General features: G+C 67.0%; 19 protein-coding genes. 5 read left to right on the top strand and 14 right to left on the bottom strand.

Going from position 1 to position 19,417, the window contains the following annotated elements; translation table 11 throughout:
• Positions 1-6 precede the first annotated feature (6 nt).
• The 6 genes from ACEN9K_RS08555 to truB all read right to left on the bottom strand — a co-directional run bounded on the left by ACEN9K_RS08555 (position 7) and on the right by truB (position 5,056).
• Positions 7-1,266 carry a kynureninase gene (locus tag ACEN9K_RS08555; protein ID WP_495635544.1) on the bottom strand — a complete coding sequence of 420 codons (1,260 nt, stop codon included), beginning with the start codon at positions 1,264-1,266 and terminating at the stop codon, positions 7-9.
• Positions 1,263-2,117 carry a tryptophan 2,3-dioxygenase gene (gene kynA / locus ACEN9K_RS08550; protein ID WP_018771970.1) on the bottom strand — a complete coding sequence of 285 codons (855 nt, stop codon included), beginning with the start codon at positions 2,115-2,117 and terminating at the stop codon, positions 1,263-1,265. Before kynA ends, ACEN9K_RS08555 begins: the two co-directional genes overlap by 4 nt.
• A 79-nt stretch (positions 2,118-2,196) precedes the next feature.
• Positions 2,197-3,180: a bifunctional riboflavin kinase/FAD synthetase gene (locus ACEN9K_RS08545; protein ID WP_018771969.1), complete on the bottom strand. Its 984-nt coding sequence runs from the start codon at positions 3,178-3,180 to the stop codon at positions 2,197-2,199.
• 96 nt (positions 3,181-3,276) lie between these two features.
• Positions 3,277-3,744: a hypothetical protein gene (locus ACEN9K_RS08540; protein ID WP_223994637.1), complete on the bottom strand. Its 468-nt coding sequence runs from the start codon at positions 3,742-3,744 to the stop codon at positions 3,277-3,279.
• Between the two features lie 19 nt (positions 3,745-3,763).
• Positions 3,764-4,117 (bottom strand): hypothetical protein, encoded by a 354-nt coding sequence (locus ACEN9K_RS08535; protein ID WP_223994635.1) that lies wholly within the window; start codon positions 4,115-4,117, stop codon positions 3,764-3,766.
• Positions 4,118-4,120: 3 nt separating this feature from the next.
• Positions 4,121-5,056 carry a tRNA pseudouridine(55) synthase TruB gene (gene truB / locus ACEN9K_RS08530; protein ID WP_026266187.1) on the bottom strand — a complete coding sequence of 312 codons (936 nt, stop codon included), beginning with the start codon at positions 5,054-5,056 and terminating at the stop codon, positions 4,121-4,123.
• A gap of 101 nt (positions 5,057-5,157) precedes the next feature.
• Here truB and ACEN9K_RS08525 point away from each other — a divergent pair, with 101 nt between their 5' ends.
• On the top strand, positions 5,158-6,315 hold the full coding sequence (locus ACEN9K_RS08525) for a pyridoxal phosphate-dependent aminotransferase (RefSeq protein ID WP_495635543.1): 1,158 nt from the start codon (positions 5,158-5,160) through the stop codon (positions 6,313-6,315).
• A gap of 50 nt (positions 6,316-6,365) precedes the next feature.
• Here ACEN9K_RS08525 and trxA read toward each other — a convergent pair whose 3' ends face one another.
• Together trxA and ACEN9K_RS08515 are read right to left on the bottom strand one after the other, a co-directional pair.
• Positions 6,366-6,803, bottom strand: a complete 438-nt coding sequence (trxA, locus tag ACEN9K_RS08520; RefSeq protein ID WP_223994631.1) for a thioredoxin — start codon at positions 6,801-6,803, stop codon at positions 6,366-6,368.
• Positions 6,804-6,805: 2 nt separating this feature from the next.
• Complete coding sequence (locus tag ACEN9K_RS08515; protein WP_018771963.1) at positions 6,806-7,309, bottom strand: nucleoside deaminase; 504 nt, start codon at positions 7,307-7,309, stop codon at positions 6,806-6,808.
• Positions 7,310-7,483: 174 nt separating this feature from the next.
• Between ACEN9K_RS08515 and ACEN9K_RS08510 the strand changes: the two genes are divergently transcribed.
• Entirely contained in the window at positions 7,484-8,611 is a 1,128-nt protein-coding gene (locus ACEN9K_RS08510) for a ScyD/ScyE family protein (RefSeq protein ID WP_495635542.1), read from the top strand.
• Positions 8,612-8,683: 72 nt separating this feature from the next.
• Here the strand turns inward: ACEN9K_RS08510 and rbfA are convergent, their stop codons facing one another.
• The 5 genes from rbfA to rimP form a co-directional block, all read right to left on the bottom strand.
• Positions 8,684-9,193: a 30S ribosome-binding factor RbfA gene (gene rbfA / locus ACEN9K_RS08505; protein ID WP_018771961.1), complete on the bottom strand. Its 510-nt coding sequence runs from the start codon at positions 9,191-9,193 to the stop codon at positions 8,684-8,686.
• Between the two features lie 304 nt (positions 9,194-9,497).
• Entirely contained in the window at positions 9,498-12,413 is a 2,916-nt protein-coding gene (gene infB / locus ACEN9K_RS08500; protein ID WP_056389874.1) for a translation initiation factor IF-2, read from the bottom strand.
• Between the two features lie 152 nt (positions 12,414-12,565).
• Positions 12,566-12,913: a YlxR family protein gene (locus ACEN9K_RS08495; protein ID WP_495635541.1), complete on the bottom strand. Its 348-nt coding sequence runs from the start codon at positions 12,911-12,913 to the stop codon at positions 12,566-12,568.
• 179 nt (positions 12,914-13,092) lie between these two features.
• Positions 13,093-14,073 (bottom strand): transcription termination factor NusA, encoded by a 981-nt coding sequence (gene nusA / locus ACEN9K_RS08490; protein WP_018771959.1) that lies wholly within the window; start codon positions 14,071-14,073, stop codon positions 13,093-13,095.
• Complete coding sequence (rimP, locus tag ACEN9K_RS08485; protein ID WP_056389881.1) at positions 14,073-14,684, bottom strand: ribosome maturation factor RimP; 612 nt, start codon at positions 14,682-14,684, stop codon at positions 14,073-14,075. Before rimP ends, nusA begins: the two co-directional genes overlap by 1 nt.
• A gap of 104 nt (positions 14,685-14,788) precedes the next feature.
• On the opposite strand from rimP, the gene ACEN9K_RS08480 reads away from it, so the two are divergent.
• The 3 genes from ACEN9K_RS08480 (at position 14,789) to ACEN9K_RS08470 (ending at position 17,966) form a co-directional block, all read left to right on the top strand.
• Positions 14,789-15,991 (top strand): DUF4439 domain-containing protein, encoded by a 1,203-nt coding sequence (locus ACEN9K_RS08480; protein ID WP_495635540.1) that lies wholly within the window; start codon positions 14,789-14,791, stop codon positions 15,989-15,991.
• 99 nt (positions 15,992-16,090) lie between these two features.
• A complete protein-coding gene (locus ACEN9K_RS08475) occupies positions 16,091-16,858 on the top strand; it encodes a VIT1/CCC1 transporter family protein (protein WP_018771956.1) in 768 nt (255 codons plus the stop codon).
• A 67-nt stretch (positions 16,859-16,925) separates the two neighbouring features.
• Entirely contained in the window at positions 16,926-17,966 is a 1,041-nt protein-coding gene (locus ACEN9K_RS08470; protein ID WP_495635692.1) for an aminoglycoside phosphotransferase family protein, read from the top strand.
• A 57-nt stretch (positions 17,967-18,023) separates the two neighbouring features.
• On the opposite strand, the gene ACEN9K_RS08465 is transcribed toward ACEN9K_RS08470, so the two are convergent.
• On the bottom strand, positions 18,024-19,415 hold the full coding sequence (locus ACEN9K_RS08465) for a pyridoxal phosphate-dependent decarboxylase family protein (protein WP_478222067.1): 1,392 nt from the start codon (positions 19,413-19,415) through the stop codon (positions 18,024-18,026).
• Positions 19,416-19,417 lie beyond the last annotated feature (2 nt).

Genomic DNA, 19,417 nt, shown 5'->3' with positions numbered 1-19,417 from the left:
GCGCCGTCAGCCCTGCAGCCGGGCCCGGATCGCTGCCATGCCCTGGAGCACTTCCGCAAAACTGGTGCTCAACGGCGACAACCCCACCCGGATGCCATGGGGAGATCGGAAGTCAGGGATCACGTCCCCTTCCCAGAGCGCTTCCACGGTGGCCTTGGTGAAGTTGGGATGGTCCACCGTGATATGCCCGCCCCGCTCCCCCGGGTTCCGCGGCGACGCCAGTTCGGCTCCCAGCGGGGCCAGCCAGGCATCGAAGACCTCCACGGCGAATGCGGTCAGGGCCTGGGACTTCTCCCGGATGGCAGCCATGGTGGCTTCCTCGATGAGGTCCAGGGTTCCCCGCATGGCAATCATGCCGAAAATGGCGGGGGTGCCGCTGAGGAAGCCCCGGATGCCGGCGGCAGGTTCATAGCCGGCGGCCATCTCGAAGGCGTCCTTCCGCCCCATCCAGCCCCAGATGGGCTGGTTCAACGAGGGCAGGTGCCGGGCATTGACGTAGGCGAAAGCAGGCGAGCCCGGGCCCCCGTTGAGGTACTTGTAGGTGCAGCCGGCTGCGAAGTCCACGTCGGCACCGTCCAGGTCGATCTCCACCGACCCCGCGGAATGGCACAGGTCCCACACCACCAGCGCGCCGGCGTCGTGCACTGCCGCGGTGATCCCCGGCAGGTCCGCGAGGTGGCCTGAGCGGTAGGCGATCTGGCTGAGGAGGACGACGGCGGTCCTCGGCCCGGTGGCCTGGCGCACCTGGTCAAGGGTCACCCCGGCGGCCGGGTCGGGCTCGATCCAGCGCAGGGTGAGGCCTTCCTCGAGGGCGATGCCCTCCACCAGGTAGCGGTCCGTGGGGAAGTTTTCCGTATCCAGCACCAGCTCGTTGCGGTCTGGATCCTGTACGGCGGCCAGGGCCGCGCGGATCAGCTTGTAGAGGACCACGGTGGTGGAATCGGCGATTATGGTCTGCCCCGGAGCAGCTCCGAGGACGGCGCGTCCGAGCTGGTCCCCGATGGCCTGCGGCATGCTGAGCCACTGTTCGTCCCAGCCACGGATGAGGCGTCCGCCCCACTCGTCCCGGATGAAGGCGGCGACGTCGTCGGCAGTGCGCGTCAGGGGCCGGCCCAGGGAGTTGCCGTCCAGGTAGGACAGCGGTGTGTCCGTGCCAATGAAAAGGTCCCGGTAGTGTGCCAGGGCGTCCCGGCGGTCCAGCTCTTCGGCGCGCCCGCGGAGCGCTTCGGCAGACACATCGAGGTGGTTTTCCTGATGGATGCTCATTGTCCGATCTCCGTCCTGACAGCGAATAATTCCGGGAAGAACGTCAATTCAAGGGCCTTTTGCAGGAAGGTCACACCGCTGGATCCCCCGGTGCCGGTCTTCATGCCGATGGTCCGCTGCACGGTGCGCAGGTGGCGGAACCGCCAGAGCTGGAAGTTGTCCTCCAGGTCCACCAGTTCCTCGCACGCCTCGTAGGCAGCCCAGTTGTCCGCCGCGTTTTCATAGATGTGCTTGAAAAGCGGGACCAGTTCCGGGGTGAACTCATGGGCCTGGGTCACATCCCGGTCCAGGACCGATCCCGGCACATCGAAGCCCTGCCGCGCGAGGTAGGCCAGGAACTCGTCGTAGATGCTGGGGGCGGCAAGCAGTTCGGCCAGCATGGCGTGGGCTTGCGGATCGGATTCGAAGACGGGCAGCATCTTGCTGTTCTTGTTCCCCAGGACGAATTCCACCGCCCGGTACTGGGCCGACTGGAACCCTGACGAGTTGCCCAGGAAGCCCCGGAACTGCGAGTACTCGGTGGGTGTCAGGGTGGCCAGGACAGACCATTGTTCGGTAAGGGTCTTCTGGATGTGCTTGACCCGGGCAATGCCCTTGAGCGCGGAACCGAGGTCGTCCCCGCGGAGCCACGCGGCCGCGCTGCGCAGCTCGTGCAGGACCAGCTTCAGCCACAGCTCCGTGGTCTGGTGCTGGATGATGAACAGCAGTTCATCGTGGTGCTCGGGCTGGCTGACCGGCTGCTGCGCGCTGAGCAGCGTGGGAAGCTGCAGGTAGGAGGCGTAGCTCATCCGCGAGCTGAAGTCGCGGACAATCCCCTCATCCAGCTTGCGGGTGTTCTTTTCGACGGACACGTGCTGCCTTTCGTTGTTGTCACCCCGTTGTTGTCACCCCGTTGTTGCAGCCACGTGTTGCAACCGGCGGATGCTGCAGTCAGTGGTGGCTGAGGAGCTGGTGGGCCTGGGCCACATCCAGCCGCATTTGTTCCACCAGTGCCTCAGGGCCACGGTAGGCCACCATGCCGCGAAGCCGCGCCACGAATTCAACAATCACTGTCTGGCCGTACAGATCGAAGTCCTCCACGGCCTCCTTGGGCCTGTCGATGACGTGCGCCTCCACCTGGCGGCTCACGCCCTCGAACGTGGGATTGGACCCCACCGAGATCGCAGCAGGCCAGCGCGTGCCCGCCTGGTCCACCAGCCAGCCCGCATAGATGCCGTCCGCGGGGATCAGCCCCGTGGCGTTCGAGGAAAGGTTTGCCGTGGGGAAGCCGAGGGCGCGGCCGCGGGCTGCCCCGTGAACCACTTCGCCGCGCATTCTGTGCGGGCGGCCCAGGACCGAGGCGGCGGTGGCAACATCGCCTTCCTGCAAGGCTTCGCGCACCCAGGTGGAGGAGCAGCGCCGGTCCGTGCCGTCGTCGTCATGCAGGGGGTAGCCCTCGGCGCCGAACTCGCTGATGACCTGGACATCGAAGCCGAACTTGTCGCCCAGCGCCTTCATGGTGTCCAGGTCTCCGGAGTTGCCCCGTCCAAAGCGGGCGTCGTGGCCGATCACCACGTGGCTGGCGTGGAGGCAGTCCACCAGGTACTGCTCCACGAATTCCTCAGCCGTGAGGCTGGCCAGATCCAGTGAGTACTTGATCACCAAAATGGCGTCCAGTCCGAGTCCGCCCAGCGCGTCCAGTTTGTCGTCCAGGCCCATGATGAGCTCGGGCGCGGCCTCGGGCCGGTGGATTACCGCCGGGTGGGGGTCGAAGGTCACGGCCACAGCCTTGGCGTGGGAAAGGCGGGCCGAGCGGATCAGCTGGGACAGCACCTGCTGGTGGCCGCGGTGAACACCGTCGAAGTTGCCGAAAGTGACAACAGATGGGCCGAAATCCGCCGGGACATCGGACGGATCGTTCCAGATGTAAACCATCACCCTCGCCTTAAGCTGCCTGCAAGCCACGTTCCGGAACCATGCCGGCCGCGGAACTCTTCAAGGTTACCCGGATTCACTGTGCTGCCTTTGACATCACTGCGCGGCTTTGGAACGCGATTCAGCCGCCACCGAAGGCCGGCGCCGGTAGAGCCACACCAGTCCCAGGATGGGCAGCAGCAGCGGAATGAAGCCATAGCCGCGGCCAAACAGGGACCACACGGTCTCGTGCGGGAACTGCACGGAGTCCAGGATGCTCAGGGTACCCACCACCAGGACGCCCACGAGTTCAACGAGCACCGCGGCAACGGAGACCTTGAACCAGGTGGTTCCGGCTCTGGCCAGCGACACCGTGGCCACCACGTACACCAGCGCGGCCAAGGCGGAGAGCAGATAGGCCAGCGGAGCCTCGGAGAACTTGGTGAGGATCTGGTATCCGGCCCGGGCCGTGGCCGAGATCGCGAAAACGCCGTACACGGCAATCAGCAGGCGGCCTGGCCCGGTATTGCGGGTATTGCGGGTGGGTGCCTCGCCGGGAGCCGCCGGGGCTTGCTTGTCGTTCATTCCTGCTGCTTCTTCCACTTCAGTACCAGATCTGGTTCATTCGGGCGGCCATGACGAGTGCCGTGACGCCGACCGCGGCCAGGACAAAGTTGCTCCACCGGGTGCGCTCCAAAATGGACCAGTAGATTGCCGCCGGCGGCAGGAGCACGGCGGTGGCCATGTAGCCCCAAAACTCCCACGCCTCCCCGGCAATCGGTTCGCCGGCGATCACGCGGACGATGGACCCCACCAGGTACACCACCAGGGCCGCTTCCACGGCTGCGACGGAGAGGATGGTGACGTCGTTCGGCGCCTTCTTGAGGATGCCCGCACCCAGGCACACCAGCGTGGACCCCAGGCCGACCACGAGGATGATCCAAAAATATGCGTCCACGTGTCAGGCCTCCGCGGCGGCGGTTGCGGCCGTCCCGGCGCCGGGGGCGAAGACGAGCACCGGCTTGGCGTAACTGCCTGCGTCGGCAAGAAGGGCCACGAGGCTGCCGTCGGGAGCGAAGGCGGCGGCCGGATGCTCCACAGTGGCGGCGCCGGGAGCGCCGGGGGCCGCGCCGGCAGCGATCCGCCGCCCGAAGGATATCTCCGTGGTTTCCTCGGCGCTGAGTTCGCGGTTGGGCATCAGTGCCCGGGCAGCCTGCGACATTTCCAGGACGTTGAGCTCTTCGGCGAGCTGTTCGAGCGTGCGCGCCTGGTCCAGCGAATAGGGGCCCACATGGGTCCTGCGGAGGGCAGTGAGATGCCCTCCAACACCCAGCGCATTGCCAAGGTCCCGGGCCAGGGCACGGATGTATGTGCCCGAGGAGCATTCAACGGTGACGTCGAGGTCAATCACACCCGCCGCCGGATCCCGCCGGACGGCGTGCACCTCGAACCGGTGGATGGTGACAGGGCGTGCGGCCAGCTTCACATCCTCGCCGGACCGGACGCGCGCGTAGGCGCGTTCGCCGTTCACTTTGATGGCGCTGACGCTGCTTGGCACCTGCTCGATGTCGCCTGTGAGTGCCGCGACGCCGTCGTGAATTGCCTGCTCAGTGACACCGGAAGTGCCGGCCGTGGCCGTGACCTCCCCTTCCGCGTCGTCCGTGACGGTGGCCTGGCCCAGCCGGATGGTGGCGGTGTAGGTCTTTGAGGTGCCCACGATGTAGGTCAGCAGGCGCGTGGCCTTGTTGATGCCGACCACCAGGACGCCCGTGGCCATGGGATCCAGGGTTCCGGCGTGCCCTACTTTCCGGGTACCTGCGAGGCGCCGCATCCGGCCAACCACATCATGGCTGGTCCATCCCTGCGGCTTGTCCACTATCACCAGTCCAGAAAGCACGCCTCCCAGTATATCGGCGCTGGTTGGCCCGCCGGCCCACGCCACCACCCCGGTCCCGGACGCACCGCGGCAGCCCGACGGGGACGGCTAGGATGGCTGCCATGCCTGAGCTTGCCGCCCATGTCCGCGACGTACCCGTCAACGAGATCCGCGAGATCACCGAGGCCGCGTGGCGTACTCCCGGCGCCATTGTGTTGAGTATCGGGGAGCCGGGTTTCCCGCTCCCCCGCCATGTCCTGGACGCAGGCATCGCCTGCCTGGACCGCGATGAAACCAACTACACACCCAACGCCGGGATCCCCGCCCTTCGGGAAGCGTTCGCTGCCAGGTTCCGGGAAGAACAAGGGGTGGACGTCGGTGCTGACCGCGTCTACGTGGTGGTCGGGGCGCAGCAGGGCCTGCATTTCGCCATGAGCCTGCTGCTGTCCCCCGGCGACGAAATCCTGATCCCCAACCCGGGCTACCCCACCTTTGCGATGACCAGCCGGTTGCTCGGTGCCGTGCCGGTGGGCTATCCGCTGCGCCCCGAACACAGCTTCCAGCCACAGGTTGCCGACGTGGAGGCCCTCATCACCAGCCGCACCCGGGTGCTGGTGCTCAATTCCCCGTCCAACCCCCTCGGAGCAGTGCTGGGTGAAGAAGTGGTCCGGGAATTGATGGACCTGGCCCGCCGGCATGACATTTGGGTGGTTTCGGACGAGTGCTACGAGGCGTTCACTTACGATGTTCCCCACGTCAGCCCGGCAAGGTTCGACGGCGGCACCCCGGCGGATGCACGCGTGTTCACTTCGCTGACACTGTCCAAGACGTACGGCCTGACGGGTCTGCGAATCGGCGCGCTCATCTGCCCGCCCGGCCTCAAACAGCAGATGGACAACGTGATGGAATCCATCGTGTCGTGCGTGGCGTCAGCGCCGCAGTACGCGGCGCTGGCTGCCCTGACCGGGCCGCAGGACTACGTCCGGCACGCCCACCAGCACTACCGGGAGAACCGGGATGCCGCCTCGGCAGTCCTCACCGCAAAAGGGATCCGCTATCTGCCGGCGCAGGGGGCGTTCTACCTTTGGGCCGATATGTCCCATGTGACCGGCGGGGACGTGCGGGCCTGGGTTCGGCGTTTCCTGGCGGATTCCGGTGTGGCGCTGGCCCCAGGGACCGCCTTCGGCTCCATCGGCGAAGGGTGGGTCCGGATCGCGCTGTGCGGCCGGAAGCAGGATCTGCTGGACGGGCTGTCCCGGCTTCCGGACGGCCGGCCCTGACGTCCTGGGTTGATACCTGGCTTGGCCGGCCGGCGAAGCTGCCTGCTCTGTTAGCTGCGGGCGCCGGCGAGGGCCTTGTCCAGCCAGGAACGGAGGACGCCCGCCGGTGCGGCGCCGGCCTGGCGGGCTGCGACCTTTCCGTCGACCAGAACCACGAGGGTTGGAATGGCCTGGACGTCGAACCGCCGCGACAGGCCCGGAGACGCGTCCACATCCACCTTCACCAGCTTGATCTTCCCGGGCCGCTCCCGGGCCAGCTGGTCCAGGACGGGGCTTACCATGCGGCAGGGCCCGCACCAGGCGGCCCAGAAATCCACCAGCACCGGAACCGGCGACTGCTCCGCCACGGCGGCGAAGTCGCTGTCGCCCGCGGACACGATCCAGGGCAGGTCCGCCTTGCAGTTGCCGCAGCGGGGATGTCCGGAGGCCTGGGCCGGCACCCGGTTGGTCTTACCGCAGGCGGGGCAGCGGAGTAGGGCGGATTCCATGGCTAGTATTCCTTCCTGCTGTCAAAGGCGCGCCACGCCTGGAAGGGGACGTCCGACGTCGGGATGTCACTCCTGGTGACGGGCATCAGCTCCGGGGCCGCGCCGCTGAAGTAGTCGTAGAAGAGGGCGTCGTCGAAGCCTGCCGCAGCGGCGCCGTGGCGGTCCGCGGCGAAGTAGACGTGGCCGATCCTGGCCCACAAGGCAGACGCCAGGCACATGGGGCACGGCTCGCAGCTTGCGTAAAGGACAGAGCCGGTGAGGTCGAAGTCCGCCGCAGCCGCGGCCGCTGCCCGGATGGCCACCACTTCCGCGTGGGCAGTGGGATCGTTGTCCCGGGTCACCCTGTTGACCCCGGCATGCACGCGCCCGTCAGGTGTTACCACAACAGCTCCGAAGGGGCCGCCGCCTTCACCAACATTTTGTGTGGCCAACTCCACGGCCTGTTCAAGGTACTGGGCAAATGCAGGGTGCCGTAAGCCCCGGTTGCCGTGTTCTGCGGAGGTCATAGCACGATCCTAGCCATGTGCACCCCATAGGGGGACGGAAAGGGGGCCAGGAAGGGGGCAGGCCCCCAACGCCTACCCGCTGGTAGGAGCCTACGCTGACGCCCGGGGGATATATTTCGCCTCTACGGAGGCGCCACATCCAGCCCGCAAGGGCCTCGCACCCCGGAGAATCCAATGAAGAAAAGACTCACACTTATAGCCTGTGTAGCGGCCTCGGCCGCTGCCATAGCGTCCGCAGGCCCCGCCGCTGCTTCCACCGGTACGGACGGGTACGACGTCCTCGCAGGGGGCCTCGTCTCACCGCTGCACGTCACCGCCGGAACGGGAAGAACGGTCCTGGTGTCGCAGGACTTTGCCGGGAAACTCACCCGGATCAGCCGGGACGGGTCCACCGAAGACCTGGCCACAAAGACTCCCAAGGGCTGGGAAGTGGCCGGGGCAGATACCCGCGGCAGCACAACCTATTTCCTTGAAAGTGTGGGCGCCGGCGAGGGAGACCCGGCCGCACTGAACGGACACCTGAAGTCAATCGATTCCAGGGGCGACGTGGACACGATCGCCAACTTTGCCGACTACGAGCGGCGCCACAACCCCGATGGCGACCAGCGCTATGGTTTCGGCAACGACGTGGGCGCCCAGTGCCTTGCGGGCTGGCCGGCTTTCCCGCCTACCAAGTACAAGGGCCTGGTGGATTCCCATCCGTACGCGCTGGCAGTGAAGGATGACACCGCATATGTGGCTGACGCCGGCATGAATGCTGTCCTCAAGGTCAACCTGAAGAATGGTGACATAGATACGGTCGCTGTCCTGCCTCCACGCCCGGCGGTCATCCCCAAGGGTTTGGTGGTTCCCACCGACATGCAGGGTGGCACTATGACGGTGCCGGACTGCGTGGCTGGTCATAAGTATGCCTTCGAACCGGTACCCACCGACGTGGCGATCGGTTCTGACGGCATGCTGTACGTGACGTCGCTGCCCGGCGGCCCCGAGGGACCGGAACTGGGTGCACGCGGTGCCATCTTCAAGATCAACCCATGGAACGGCGACACGGATCTCTGGGTCGATCACATCATGAGCCCCACGGGCTTGGCCGTGACAGACAACGGTGATGTGTATGTCGCTTCACTGTTTGGCGGTGAGATCATCAAGTTCAACTGCGAAGGCCACCGCTCACAGTTCCTGGCGGTGAACCTGCCGGCGGATGTCGACATCAGCGGGCACACCCTCTACGCCACGATCGACGCACTTGGCGACCCGTCCAAGCCACCTGCAGGCAGGGTCATCAAGGCGGATCTCAGGTAAGCAGGTTCACTAACGCAGCAGGACCCGGAGGTGCCTCCGGGTCCTGCTGCTGTGTTTGCGGAAGTCCGCTGCCTACTTGTTGGCGTCCTCGTCGAGGTCTTCGTCGTCGCTGAGGTCCAGGTCCTCTTCGTCGAAGTCGTCCTCGTCGATGTCAACGTCGGCGACCGCGTCGGACTTGTACGGATCCGCGTCGCCGGCGTGCCGGGCGTTGGCGGCAAGGGCGGCAACCTCGGCATCCCGCTTCTTGGCCTCCCGGAGCAGTTCCTCCAGGTTGGAGGCGTTGACCGGAATCTGGTCGGCCACGAACTCGAGGGTGGGGGTCAGCCGGACGGTGATGTTCCGGCCCACCTCCTGCCGGAGCACACCCTTGGCCTTCTCAAGGCCCTTGGCAGCGTCGGCCTGGACAGCCTGGTCCCCGAAGACGGTGTAGTAGACGGTGGCATGCTGCAGATCATTGGTCACGCGGGCATCGGTAACGGTAATGCCCTCAAGCCGGGGATCCTTGACCTTCCGGCCCAGGGCCTCAGCAACAACAACCTTAATCCGCTGCGCCAATTTGGCAGCACGTGCCGGATCAGCCATGAACAACTCCTAAAAGAAGAAAAATTTGGGACGTACGACGGCGGCGCAAACGTCAGCCCACGCGCCCAGGGTCTGGATGCCACGCACCCAAGCGAGCCGATGACGCACCCGTTGGATTTTTTCCGGCGGCCCGGGAGTGGCATCTAAGGAAATAGCCGAGGGTCCCCACGCGAGCTTGCGAGTGTTGGGAAGGCCATTTCCGCTGCCGAAGCTGGGCGGCGCGGGATCGAAGATCCCAAGCCGCCCAGCGAAGGGGCGGGGCCGCCGGAAAAATCCAACGGCCCCGGCCACGGACTAACAAGAGTTAGACGCGCGGCTTCTCGCGCATCTCGAAGGTCTCGATGATGTCGCCTTCGGTGATGTCGTTGTACGACCCAAGGCCGATACCACATTCGAAGTCCGTGCGGACCTCGGTGGCATCGTCCTTGAAGCGCTTGAGCGACTCAACGGTGAGGTTGTCACCGATGATCTTGCCGTCGCGGCTGACGCGTGCCTTGGCGTTGCGTCGGATGATGCCCGAGCGGACGATCGAGCCGGCGATGTTTCCGAACTTGGAGGAGCGGAAGACTTCGCGGACCTCGGCGGTGCCGAGCTGGACTTCTTCGTATTCCGGCTTGAGCATGCCCTTGAGCGCTGCCTCGATGTCATCGATTGCTGCGTAGATGACGGAGTAGAAGCGCATGTCCACGCCTTCGCGGTCTGCCAGTTCGGCAACCCGCTCGGCGGGCTTGACGTTGAAGCCGATGATGACGGCGGAGTCGACCGTTGCCAGGTTGACGTCGTTCTGGGTGATGGCACCCACACCGCGGTGGATGACGCGCAGCTGCACGCCTTCGCCGACGTCGATCTTGAGCAGCGCGTCTTCGAGGGCTTCCACGGCACCGGACACGTCACCCTTGAGGATGAGGTTGAGGGTGTCGATCTTGCCTTCGGCGACGGCCTGGTCGAAGTCTTCCAGGCTGATGCGCTTGCGGCGCTTGGCCAGGGCGGCGTTGCGGTCGGCTGCTTCACGCTTCTCGGCGATCTGGCGGGCAGTGCGCTCGTCAGCAGTCACGAAGAAGGTGTCGCCGGCGCGCGGCACGTTGGACAGACCCAGCACCTGGACGGGGCGGGACGGACCGGCCTCGGTCAGGGCGCTGCCGTCGTCGTCGAACATCGCACGGACGCGGCCGTGGGCCGTGCCTGCCACGATGGTGTCGCCGACGCGCAAGGTACCGGACTGGACCAGGACGGTTGCAACAGCACCGCGGCCCTTATCCAGGTTGGCTTCGATCGCGATGCCGCGGGCGTCCTTGTTCGGGTTGGCGCGCATGTCCAGGGCAGCGTCCGCGGTGAGCAGGACGGCCTCGAGCAGCTCGTCGATGTTGAGGTTCTGGCGGGCAGAGACCTCCACGAACATGGTGTCGCCACCGTATTCCTCGGGAACCAGGCCGTACTCGGTCAGCTGGCCGCGGACCTTCTCCGGGTTGGCGCCTTCCTTGTCGATCTTGTTCACTGCCACGACGATCGGCACGTTGGCCGCCTGGGCGTGGTTGAGGGCTTCAACGGTCTGCGGCATCACGCCGTCGTCCGCTGCGACCACCAGGATGGCGATGTCGGTGACCTTCGCACCACGGGCACGCATGGCGGTGAACGCCTCGTGGCCCGGGGTATCGATGAACGTGATCTTGCGGTCGTTGCCGTCGTGGTTGTGCGTGACCTGGTAGGCACCGATGTGCTGGGTGATGCCACCGTGCTCGCCTGCCATGACGTCGGACTTGCGGATGGCATCGAGCAGCCGGGTCTTACCGTGGTCGACGTGGCCCATGACGGTGACAACCGGGGGACGTGCTTCCAGTTCCTCGTCGCCTTCGGCTTCGAGTTCGGCATCAAAGTCGATGTCGAAGCTGGAGAGCAGCTCGCGCTCCTCGTCCTCAGGGGAAACGACCTGGAGCTTGTAGCCCAGTTCCTCGCCGAGCAGGGCGAAGGTGTCCTCGTCCAGCGACTGGGTGGCGGTGGCCATTTCACCAAGGTGGAACAGCACCGTCACCAGTGCGGCGGGGTTTGCCTCGATCTTGTCGGCAAAGTCCGTGATGGACGAGCCACGGCGGAGCCGGATGACGGTGTTGCCGTCGCCGCGGGGTACGCTCACGCCACCCAGCGACGGGGCACTCATCTGCTCAAGTTCCTGGCGCTTTGCACGCTTCGACTTGCGCTGCTTGCCACGGCCTGCGCCGCCCTTGCCGAAGGCACCCTGGGTGCCGCCGCGGCCGCGGCCGCCCTTGCCGAAGCCACCGCCGGCGGGAGCACCGCCGCCGGCACCGGGACCACCGGTACCGGGAGCGCCACCAGGGCGTCCAGGACCGCGGCCGCCGCCGCCCGGACGGCCGGCACCTGCGGGTGCGGGACGCTCAGTGCGGTTGGGCATCATGCCGGGAGTAGGACGGGGACCGCCGGGACGGGGAGCGCCCGGACGGGGTCCGCCTGCGCCTGCTGCAGGACGGGGGCCACCGGCACCCGCTGCGGGACGCGGCCCACCCGGACGAGGTCCGCCTGCACCTGCTGCGGGACGGGGACCACCGGGGCGGTCGCCGTCGGTACGGCTGCCACCGGGGCGGGGCATACCCTGCGAAGTGGCGAAGGGGTTGTTGCCCGGACGGGGGGCGCGTTCACCGTCTCCGCCGCGGCCGCGGGGCATGCCCTGCGAGGTGGCGAAGGGGTTGTTGCCCGGACGGGGACCGCCGGGACGCGGGCCGGACCCGCCCGGCGTGGATCCACCCGGACGGGTGGAGGGAGCCGGGGTTTCGGCCTTGGGTGCCGGGCGTGCACCGGGCTTGGCGCCGGTGGACGGAGCACTCGAGGACGGAGCCGCGGGGGCGGCAGGCGTGGCGGCCGGCGCAGCCGGTGCTTCTGCCTGTGCAGGTGCGGTGGGGGCAGCGGGAGCCGGTGCCTGTGCCTTGGGGGCCGGAGCCTTGGGCGCAGCGGGGCCGGGAGCCGGTGCTGAAGGGCGTGATTCTGCCACGGGGGCAGGTGCCTTGGGTGCAGCGGCGGGCGCTGCGGCCGGGGCCGCTGACTTGGCAGCGGCGTCGGGGAAGGCGTTGCGCAGTTTCCGCACAACGGGGGCCTCAATGGTTGACGAGGCGGAGCGAACGAATTCGCCCAGTTCCTGCAGTTTTGTCACTGCATCTTTGGAAGTTATACCGAGCTCTTTGGCGAGCTCATGTACGCGGACCTTGGCCACATTTCTCCTGTCTCGGTCCGCACCGAGCCAGGCACGAACCGTCTACTTCTTACTGCGGACCCCAGCCGCTGTTGATGCGAAGGGGCCCATTGCAGAGCGCAACAAAGTTGTCATCGTTACGCACTCATCGCTGGGAACTCATCGGGTTTCCATCAGATTTCTGACCCGCTTTCAGGTTGGACGGTTGGTGTTGCAGCCACCGGGGCGGCGTCAACGTTCGGACCTGACATGATCCAGTGTTCGACGGCGGCTGTTCCGGTTGCGCCCGGAAGGGCACGTCCGAATGCTCGCCGCTTGATCGCCAGAGCCAGGCACGATTGGCTGGGGTGCAGCCATGCACCCCGGCCAGACATCCGGCGTCGTGCATCCACCAGGACAGCGGTTGACCCGCTGCCTTCGGCGACGAGCCGGAGCAACTGCGACCGCGGGCCTTTCTTCCGGCACCCGATGCAGGTACGTTCAGGTTGACTTCCGGTGGAAAGCACTTCTGCCACGGTCATCGTCCTGACGTTCATTCTGCTGGCCGAAGGTTTACCGGTTCCGCAGTTACGGAAACGAGCACGCCCAAGGCACACGGCTACCGGCCGTTAGGCGCGGTCCTATCTATTCTAGCCCCTTCGGGCCGTTCTGCCAGAAACCGGGTGGCTGCCGCGTCGCGCCAGCCACCGGTGCCTGGACGTTACTTGTCGCGGGAAACCGCGGCGTCGGAGACGATGTCGATGCGCCAGCCGGTCAGCTTCGCCGCCAGCCGGGCGTTCTGGCCTTCCTTGCCGATGGCCAGCGACAGCTGGTAGTCGGGAACGACAACCCGGGCGGAGCGCGTGGCTTCGTCCGTGATGGTGACGGAATTCACGCGCGACGGCGAGAGTGCGCTGGCGATGAAGGTGGCCGGGTTCTCGCTGAAGTCAACGATGTCGATCTTTTCATCGTTCAACTCGGTCATGACCGCGCGGACGCGTGAGCCCATCTCGCCGATGCAGGCACCCTTGGCGTTGATCCCCGGGGTGTTCGCCTTGACGGCGATCTTGGTGCGGTGGCCGGCTTCGCGGGCCAGGGCAACGATTTCCACGGAGTGGTCGGCGATCTCGGGTACTTCGAGTTCGAAGAGCTTGCGGACCAGGCCCGGGTGGGACCGGGACAGCGTGACGGACGGACCCTTGGTCCCGCGGTGCACGTCGATGACCAACGCGCGAAGGCGGTTGCCGTGGATGTACTTCTCACCGGGAACCTGCTCGGGCGGCGGCAGCAGGGCTTCGATGGAGCCGAGGTTTACCTGGATCATGTGCGGGTTGTTGCCCTGCTGGATGGTACCGGACACCAGTTCGCCTTCGCGGCCCTTGAATTCGCCCAGGACGTTATCGTCCTCGACATCGCGGAGGCGCTGCAGGATGATCTGGCGAGCAGTGCTGGCGGCGATCCGGCCGAACCCTTCCGGGGTGTGCTCGAATTCACCGATGGGGGCGCCGTCGTCGTCAATCTCCACGGCCCAAATAGTGACGTGGCCGCTCTTGCGGTCCAGCTCGGCGCGCGCTTTCTCGAAGGCGCCGGGAGACTTGTGGTAGGCAACCAGGAGCGCCTGCTCGATGGTGGGGATCAGGAGGTCCAGCGGGATTTCACGCTCACGCTCCAAAAGTCTCAGTGCGCTCATGTCAATATCCATCAGGCCTCCTCAGAAGGTCCATTGTGTTCAGGTTCCAGACCGTCCTCGGGGAGGTGGCTGAATTCGATCTCGACTTTTCCGTTGCGGATCCTGTCGAAAGGAAGTTTTACGGGTTCGCCCTGCCGGGGCTTCATGCCCTTCTTGACGGCGACCTCGGGGACCAGGGTGACTCCCCCATCGTCCACGGACTGGATGCGGCCGGTGATGTTGTCGCCCTGGATCACGTTCACCTTGACCATCCGGCCACGGGCCCGGTGCCAGTGGCGGGGTTCCGTCAGGGGGCGCCCCACGCCGGGCGAGGACACTTCGAGGTCGTACGGACGGCCGTCGTCGTTGGGATCGTTGTCCAGTACATCCGAGAGCACTTTGGAGATGTCCGCAATGACGTCAAGGCTGACGCCACCGCTTTCCTCCTGCGGCAGGTCCACCACGACGTGGACCACCCGGTGCGAGCCGGGGATGATGGCCACATCCTCCAGGTACAGGCGGTTGGCCTGGACTGCGGGTTCCAGGAGGGCCCGGAGCCGGGCAGCTTCGGGGTTGTGGGCCGGCGCGGATCCGCTTCCCGTACCGGTGTGGTCTGGTGAAGCCGTGGCTTCTGCATTGCTCACGATGCCGGCCGCCTCCCTATAGATGATGTGGTTTTACTAGCGTAGCTATTTTACCGGCCATTGGTGCACCCGGCTTCCCCTTCAGCGTGACACCATGGTCTGTTGTGAAAGACCGTCCCCAGGACCCCAGCCCCCGCATGCGCCCGCTCCGTTTTGCCGTCTTCGCCCTTGCCGCGCTGGTTGTCCTGAGCCTCGGTTTTGCCCTGGTTCCCGCGGAAAAGCCCGCACCTGCCCAGCCTTCCTTCTCGGAGCGGGCCCGGGCGGCGGCGTTCAGCAAGGCAGTGGACCTGCGTACTGCGGGAATGCAGCTCGCCTCCGCCGGTGCCGCGGACGCCACCGTGCTGGAGCCGGTTGTGACCTTGCTGACCATCCAGGCAAGGGCACTGCTGGGCCCTGCCCCGGAGTCAGCGCCGGCGTCGCCCCCACCACCTTCCACTTCCGGCCTCCCCAGTGCCAATCTTCCCAGCGCAAATCTTCCCAGTGCCAATCTTCCCAGTGCCGGCCTCCCAACTGCCGCCGAATTTGTCCAGGCCCTGGCTGACAGCGGCGCCGCGCGCGTCAAGGACGCGGAAACGGCCGACGGCGGCATGGCGCGGCTTCTGGCGGGCACCGGCACGGCACAGCTCCTCGCGGCCGGGCGTCTTGCTGCCGCAACGGGGATGCCCGCGCCGCAGGGACACGCAGGAACGCAGGGACAGTCAGGAACAGAGGGTACGGGAGTAACTGAGGGACAGACTTCCGGGGCAGCGAGAACCCCAGCGCCCTGCCCCTCGCCTTCGGCGCCGGCCACCGTCCCGGAGACCACCGGGCCCGGCACTGCTGCGGGGATACGCCAGGCACTGGCCGCTGCCATCACCGCGGAGCACCAGGCCACCTACGGCTACCAGGCGGCACTCCCCCGGCTGGCGCCCGCGGAGGAGGGACCGGCGTCGGAATTCCTGGTCCGGCATAAGGAACAGGCCGCGGCCGCGGAGGAACGCCTGCTGTCTGCCTGCGGCGCGCCCGTGCCGCAACAGCCCGGGTACGTCCTTGATCCTGGCTTCCTGGCAGCACCGGCCGCCGGTTTGGGCAAGCTTGAGGCGGCCACGCTGGAGGCCTACGGCGACGTCGTTGCAGTATCCCAGGGCCAGGACCGGCAGTGGGCAATGTCAGCGCTGCAGTCTGCCGCCGGACGGGCCCTGCGGTGGGGCGCAGACCCCGGACCTGTTCCCGGCCTGGCCCTGGACGTCGACCAACTGCCCGCCCTCCCTGCCGGTGCCAGGCTTCCTGCCAGCGCCGGCCCCACGACGTCGCCAACCGCATCCTGAACCCGTGCGGTCTCAGCGTGCCCGCTTCGTTCTGTCGCGTGCCCGAAGAAAGCCGCCTACAGGGTGGCGATGGGCGGGCATGGGTGGTTTGCTGATGGGATGAACGCGGACCAACCGGCCGACGACCCGGGAGGGACGGCAGCGAGCCCCGGGCTCAACAGCCACCTCGAGACCGAACCACACGGCAACGATATTGCGCACCGGCTGAACTGGCTCAGGGCCGGCGTCCTGGGCGCCAATGACGGCATTGTCTCCGTCGCTGCCATTGTGGTGGGCGTGGCCGGGGCCACCGCCGAAATAGGACCCATCCTCACGGCAGGCGTCGCCGGAGTGGTGGGCGGTGCAGTGTCGATGGCCTTGGGCGAATATGTGTCGGTCAGCAGCCAAAGCGACAGCCAGCGGGCCCTGATCGAGAAGGAACGCCGCGAACTGGCGGAAGAACCGGAAGCGGAACTGGCCGAGCTGACCGCCATCTACCAGGCCAAGGGTCTCACCCCTGAAACAGCGGCCAAGGTTGCCCGGGAGCTTACCGCCCACGATGTGCTGGCCGCGCACCTGTCCGCCGAGCTCAACATTGATGAGGCGGACATCGTCAGCCCCTGGCATGCGGCTTTCGCTTCCGCCATCGCGTTCACCGTCGGGGCCATCCTGCCCATGCTGGCCATCCTGCTTCCGCCGCCGGAGATCCGGGTCCTGCTGACTTTTATTTCGGTCCTGCTGGCTTTGGCCTTGACGGGGGCAGTTGGCGCCTGGATCGGCGGCGGTTCAAAAACACGCGCCGCCGTCCGCGTGGTGGTGGGCGGTGCCTTGGCGCTCGCTGCAACATTCCTGATCGGCAACCTGCTCGGGGCCTCCGGTGTTGTCTGACCCCGCGGTGCCTGACGCTGTGATTCCTGACGCCGTGATTCCCGATCCCATGATTCCTGACAACGGGATGACCAACCCCATGGTGAGCGGCTCCGCGGCGGCGGTCCCCATTCCGCCCGGCCTTTCGGCCCGCTACGCCCGCAGCAGCGAGGGAAGGGCATGGCTTGACAGCCTTCCGGTCCTGCTGCGGGACCGCTTGGAGCAGTGGCAACTGGCGGTTGACCTGCCGCCTGCGACCCTGCCGTGGAACGGCCACGGCGGCTTGGTGGTGCCGGTGCGCCGGCACGATGGCTCCCCGGCAGCGCTCAAGATCGCTTTTCCCCACGACGAGGCAACGGTGGAGCGGCATGCCCTTGCGCTTTGGGACGGCCGGGGCGCAGTTGCGCTGCTGGCCTCTGATGCAGGTTCTTGCGCCGTGCTCCTGGAACGCCTCGACGCCGGCAGGACGCTGGCGGACCTGGCGATGGAGGACGCCGCGCAGGTGTGGGGCGGGCTGGTGCGGCAGCTGGGGATTGTCCCTGACCACCGCCCTGAGTGGCGGGAATTCGGTCACATCGCGGCCAGGGCGGAACAGTGGAGTGACGACCTTCCAGCGGACTGGGAGCAGCTGGGCCGGCCGTTTCCCAGGTGGCTGTTGGAGGCAGCCCTGGAGGTGTGCCAGACGCGCGGCGCGGTGGGACGCCGGTCCGCGCATGATCTGCTGGTCCACACCGACCTCCATTTCCTGAACATCCTCGCGCGCCCGGGCACGGACGGGCCGCCGGCACCGGCAGGTTACGCGGCGATCGACCCCCAGCCGATGATCGGCGAGCCGGAGTTCGCGGTGGCGCCGCTGCTGTGGAACCGCCTTGGAGACCTGCCGGCAGTCCAAGCCGGGCCGGCGCTGCTCAGCCGCTGCAACGACTTCAGCACGGCCGCCGGACTTGACTCCGATGTAGCCCGGCAATGGGGTATCGCCAGGGAGGTGGACAATGCCCTGTGGTACGCGTCGCACCGCCATCCTGGCGACCTGGCCCGGTCCCTCTGGGTTGCCAGCACCCTTGCCGGAAACACCTTGGAAGGCCTCCCGCATCCCCATGCGCTGCCGGAACCCGGCCAGGGCGGCTAAGGGCACTCCGCACCCCGAGAGGGCCGCACCGTCCGGTGAAGAACGATCGAAAAACCGTCAGGAGTTCCGAACAGCAGCCAGGGCTGAGCGGACAGCATCCACGGCTATGGCCACCTCGTCGTCCGAGGTATGCCAGTTGCTCACCGAAACCCGAAGGATGTCGCGGTCCCGCCACCGTGAGCCGGACATCCACACCCTTCCCTCCTCGATGATGCGGGCTGTGACTGCGCGGGTGGTGTCGTCGTCGCCAAAAGCCAGGCACACCTGGGTGTAGCCGACGTCGTTGAGCACCTCCACGCCGTCCAAAGCCGCCATGCCTTGGGCGATTGCGGTGGCAGCAGAGGCCAGTCCGCCCACCTGGGCTGCCACGCCGTCCCGGCCCAGGCTTTTCAGGGCCGCCCATACCGGCACTCCGCGGGCCCGCCGGGACAGTTCCGGGACCTTCTCGAACGGGTCGCCCGGGCCTTCCGCATCGTGGACGAGATAGCTGGCGTGCAGGCCCATGGCGGCCCGCAGGGCTGACGGGTCCCTGACGATGGCAATGCCGCAGTCGTACGGCACATTCAGGGTTTTGTGGGCATCCGTCCCCCACGAGTCCGCTTCCTCACAGCCGCGCATGAGGTGCCGCAGTTCCGGCGCGGCCGCGGCCCACAGCCCGAAGGCGCCATCAACGTGCACCCAGGCGCCATGTTTGCGGGCAACGGCGATGGCCTCGGTGAAGGGGTCGAAGGCGCCGGAGTGCAGGTTGCCTGCCTGGAGGCACACCAGGGCGGGGCCGGTGCCGGCGGCAAGGGCGGCGTCCAGTGCTGCGGGGACCAGGCGGCCCTGCCCGTCGGCGGGGACCTGCGTGGGCTGTCCCAGGCCCAGGTAGCGCAGGCCAAGGTCCACGGTGTCGTGCCGTTCCCGTCCCACGAAGCAGCGGATCCGGGGTGCGCCGAAGAGTCCGTCCCGGTCCAGGTCCCAGCCCGCATCGGCGAGCAACCGCCAGCGGGCGGCCGCCATCCCGGTGAAATTTGCCATGGTGGCGCCCGTGACGAATCCGACGTCGGCAGTTGAAGGCAGGCCCAGCAACTCCAGGACCCACTGTCCGGCGGCTTCCTCAATCGCCGCGGTGGCCGGGGTTGCATAGCGGAGCCCGGCGTTCTGGTCCCAGGCGCTGACCAGCCAGTCCGACGCCAGGGCCGCGGGCAGTGTCCCGCCGATAACCCAGCCGAAGAACCGGCCCGAGGGCATGGCCATGAGCCCCGGCCCCGCTGCGTTGGCCAGGAAATTGACTACCTCATCGGCGGGCATGCCCGCCGGCGGCAGGGGCCCGCCAAACACTGCGGCGAGCTCGGAGGCGTGCAGGCTGGGTCCCACGGGGCGGTGGGAAAGGCTGTCCAGCCAGGCCTGCGCATGCCCCGCTGCGGCCGCCAGTGCCGGGGTGTACCCGTCATCGCCGTGTGCCATAC

The organism is Pseudarthrobacter sp. Pseusp20 (assembly GCF_059492155.1).
Note: the sequence above shows the minus strand (reverse complement) of the source record. Positions and strands in the feature narration are given on the sequence as shown.

Bases quoted from the DNA above. Each gene is read 5' to 3' on its own strand.
- ACEN9K_RS08555 (WP_495635544.1), bottom strand. From the start codon at position 1,266: ATGAGCATCCATCAGGAAAACCACCTCGATGTGTCTGCCGAAGCGCTC.
- ACEN9K_RS08545 (WP_018771969.1), bottom strand. From the start codon at position 3,180: ATGGTTTACATCTGGAACGATCCGTCCGATGTCCCGGCGGATTTCGGC.
- ACEN9K_RS08540 (WP_223994637.1), bottom strand. From the start codon at position 3,744: ATGAACGACAAGCAAGCCCCGGCGGCTCCCGGCGAGGCACCCACCCGC.
- ACEN9K_RS08525 (WP_495635543.1), top strand. From the start codon at position 5,158: ATGCCTGAGCTTGCCGCCCATGTCCGCGACGTACCCGTCAACGAGATC.
- trxA (WP_223994631.1), bottom strand. From the start codon at position 6,803: ATGGAATCCGCCCTACTCCGCTGCCCCGCCTGCGGTAAGACCAACCGG.
- ACEN9K_RS08515 (WP_018771963.1), bottom strand. From the start codon at position 7,309: ATGACCTCCGCAGAACACGGCAACCGGGGCTTACGGCACCCTGCATTT.
- ACEN9K_RS08510 (WP_495635542.1), top strand. From the start codon at position 7,484: ATGAAGAAAAGACTCACACTTATAGCCTGTGTAGCGGCCTCGGCCGCT.
- rbfA (WP_018771961.1), bottom strand. From the start codon at position 9,193: ATGGCTGATCCGGCACGTGCTGCCAAATTGGCGCAGCGGATTAAGGTT.
- ACEN9K_RS08495 (WP_495635541.1), bottom strand. From the start codon at position 12,913: ATGACCGTGGCAGAAGTGCTTTCCACCGGAAGTCAACCTGAACGTACC.
- nusA (WP_018771959.1), bottom strand. From the start codon at position 14,073: ATGGATATTGACATGAGCGCACTGAGACTTTTGGAGCGTGAGCGTGAA.
- ACEN9K_RS08475 (WP_018771956.1), top strand. From the start codon at position 16,091: ATGAACGCGGACCAACCGGCCGACGACCCGGGAGGGACGGCAGCGAGC.
- ACEN9K_RS08470 (WP_495635692.1), top strand. From the start codon at position 16,926: ATGACCAACCCCATGGTGAGCGGCTCCGCGGCGGCGGTCCCCATTCCG.
- ACEN9K_RS08465 (WP_478222067.1), bottom strand. From the start codon at position 19,415: ATGGCACACGGCGATGACGGGTACACCCCGGCACTGGCGGCCGCAGCG.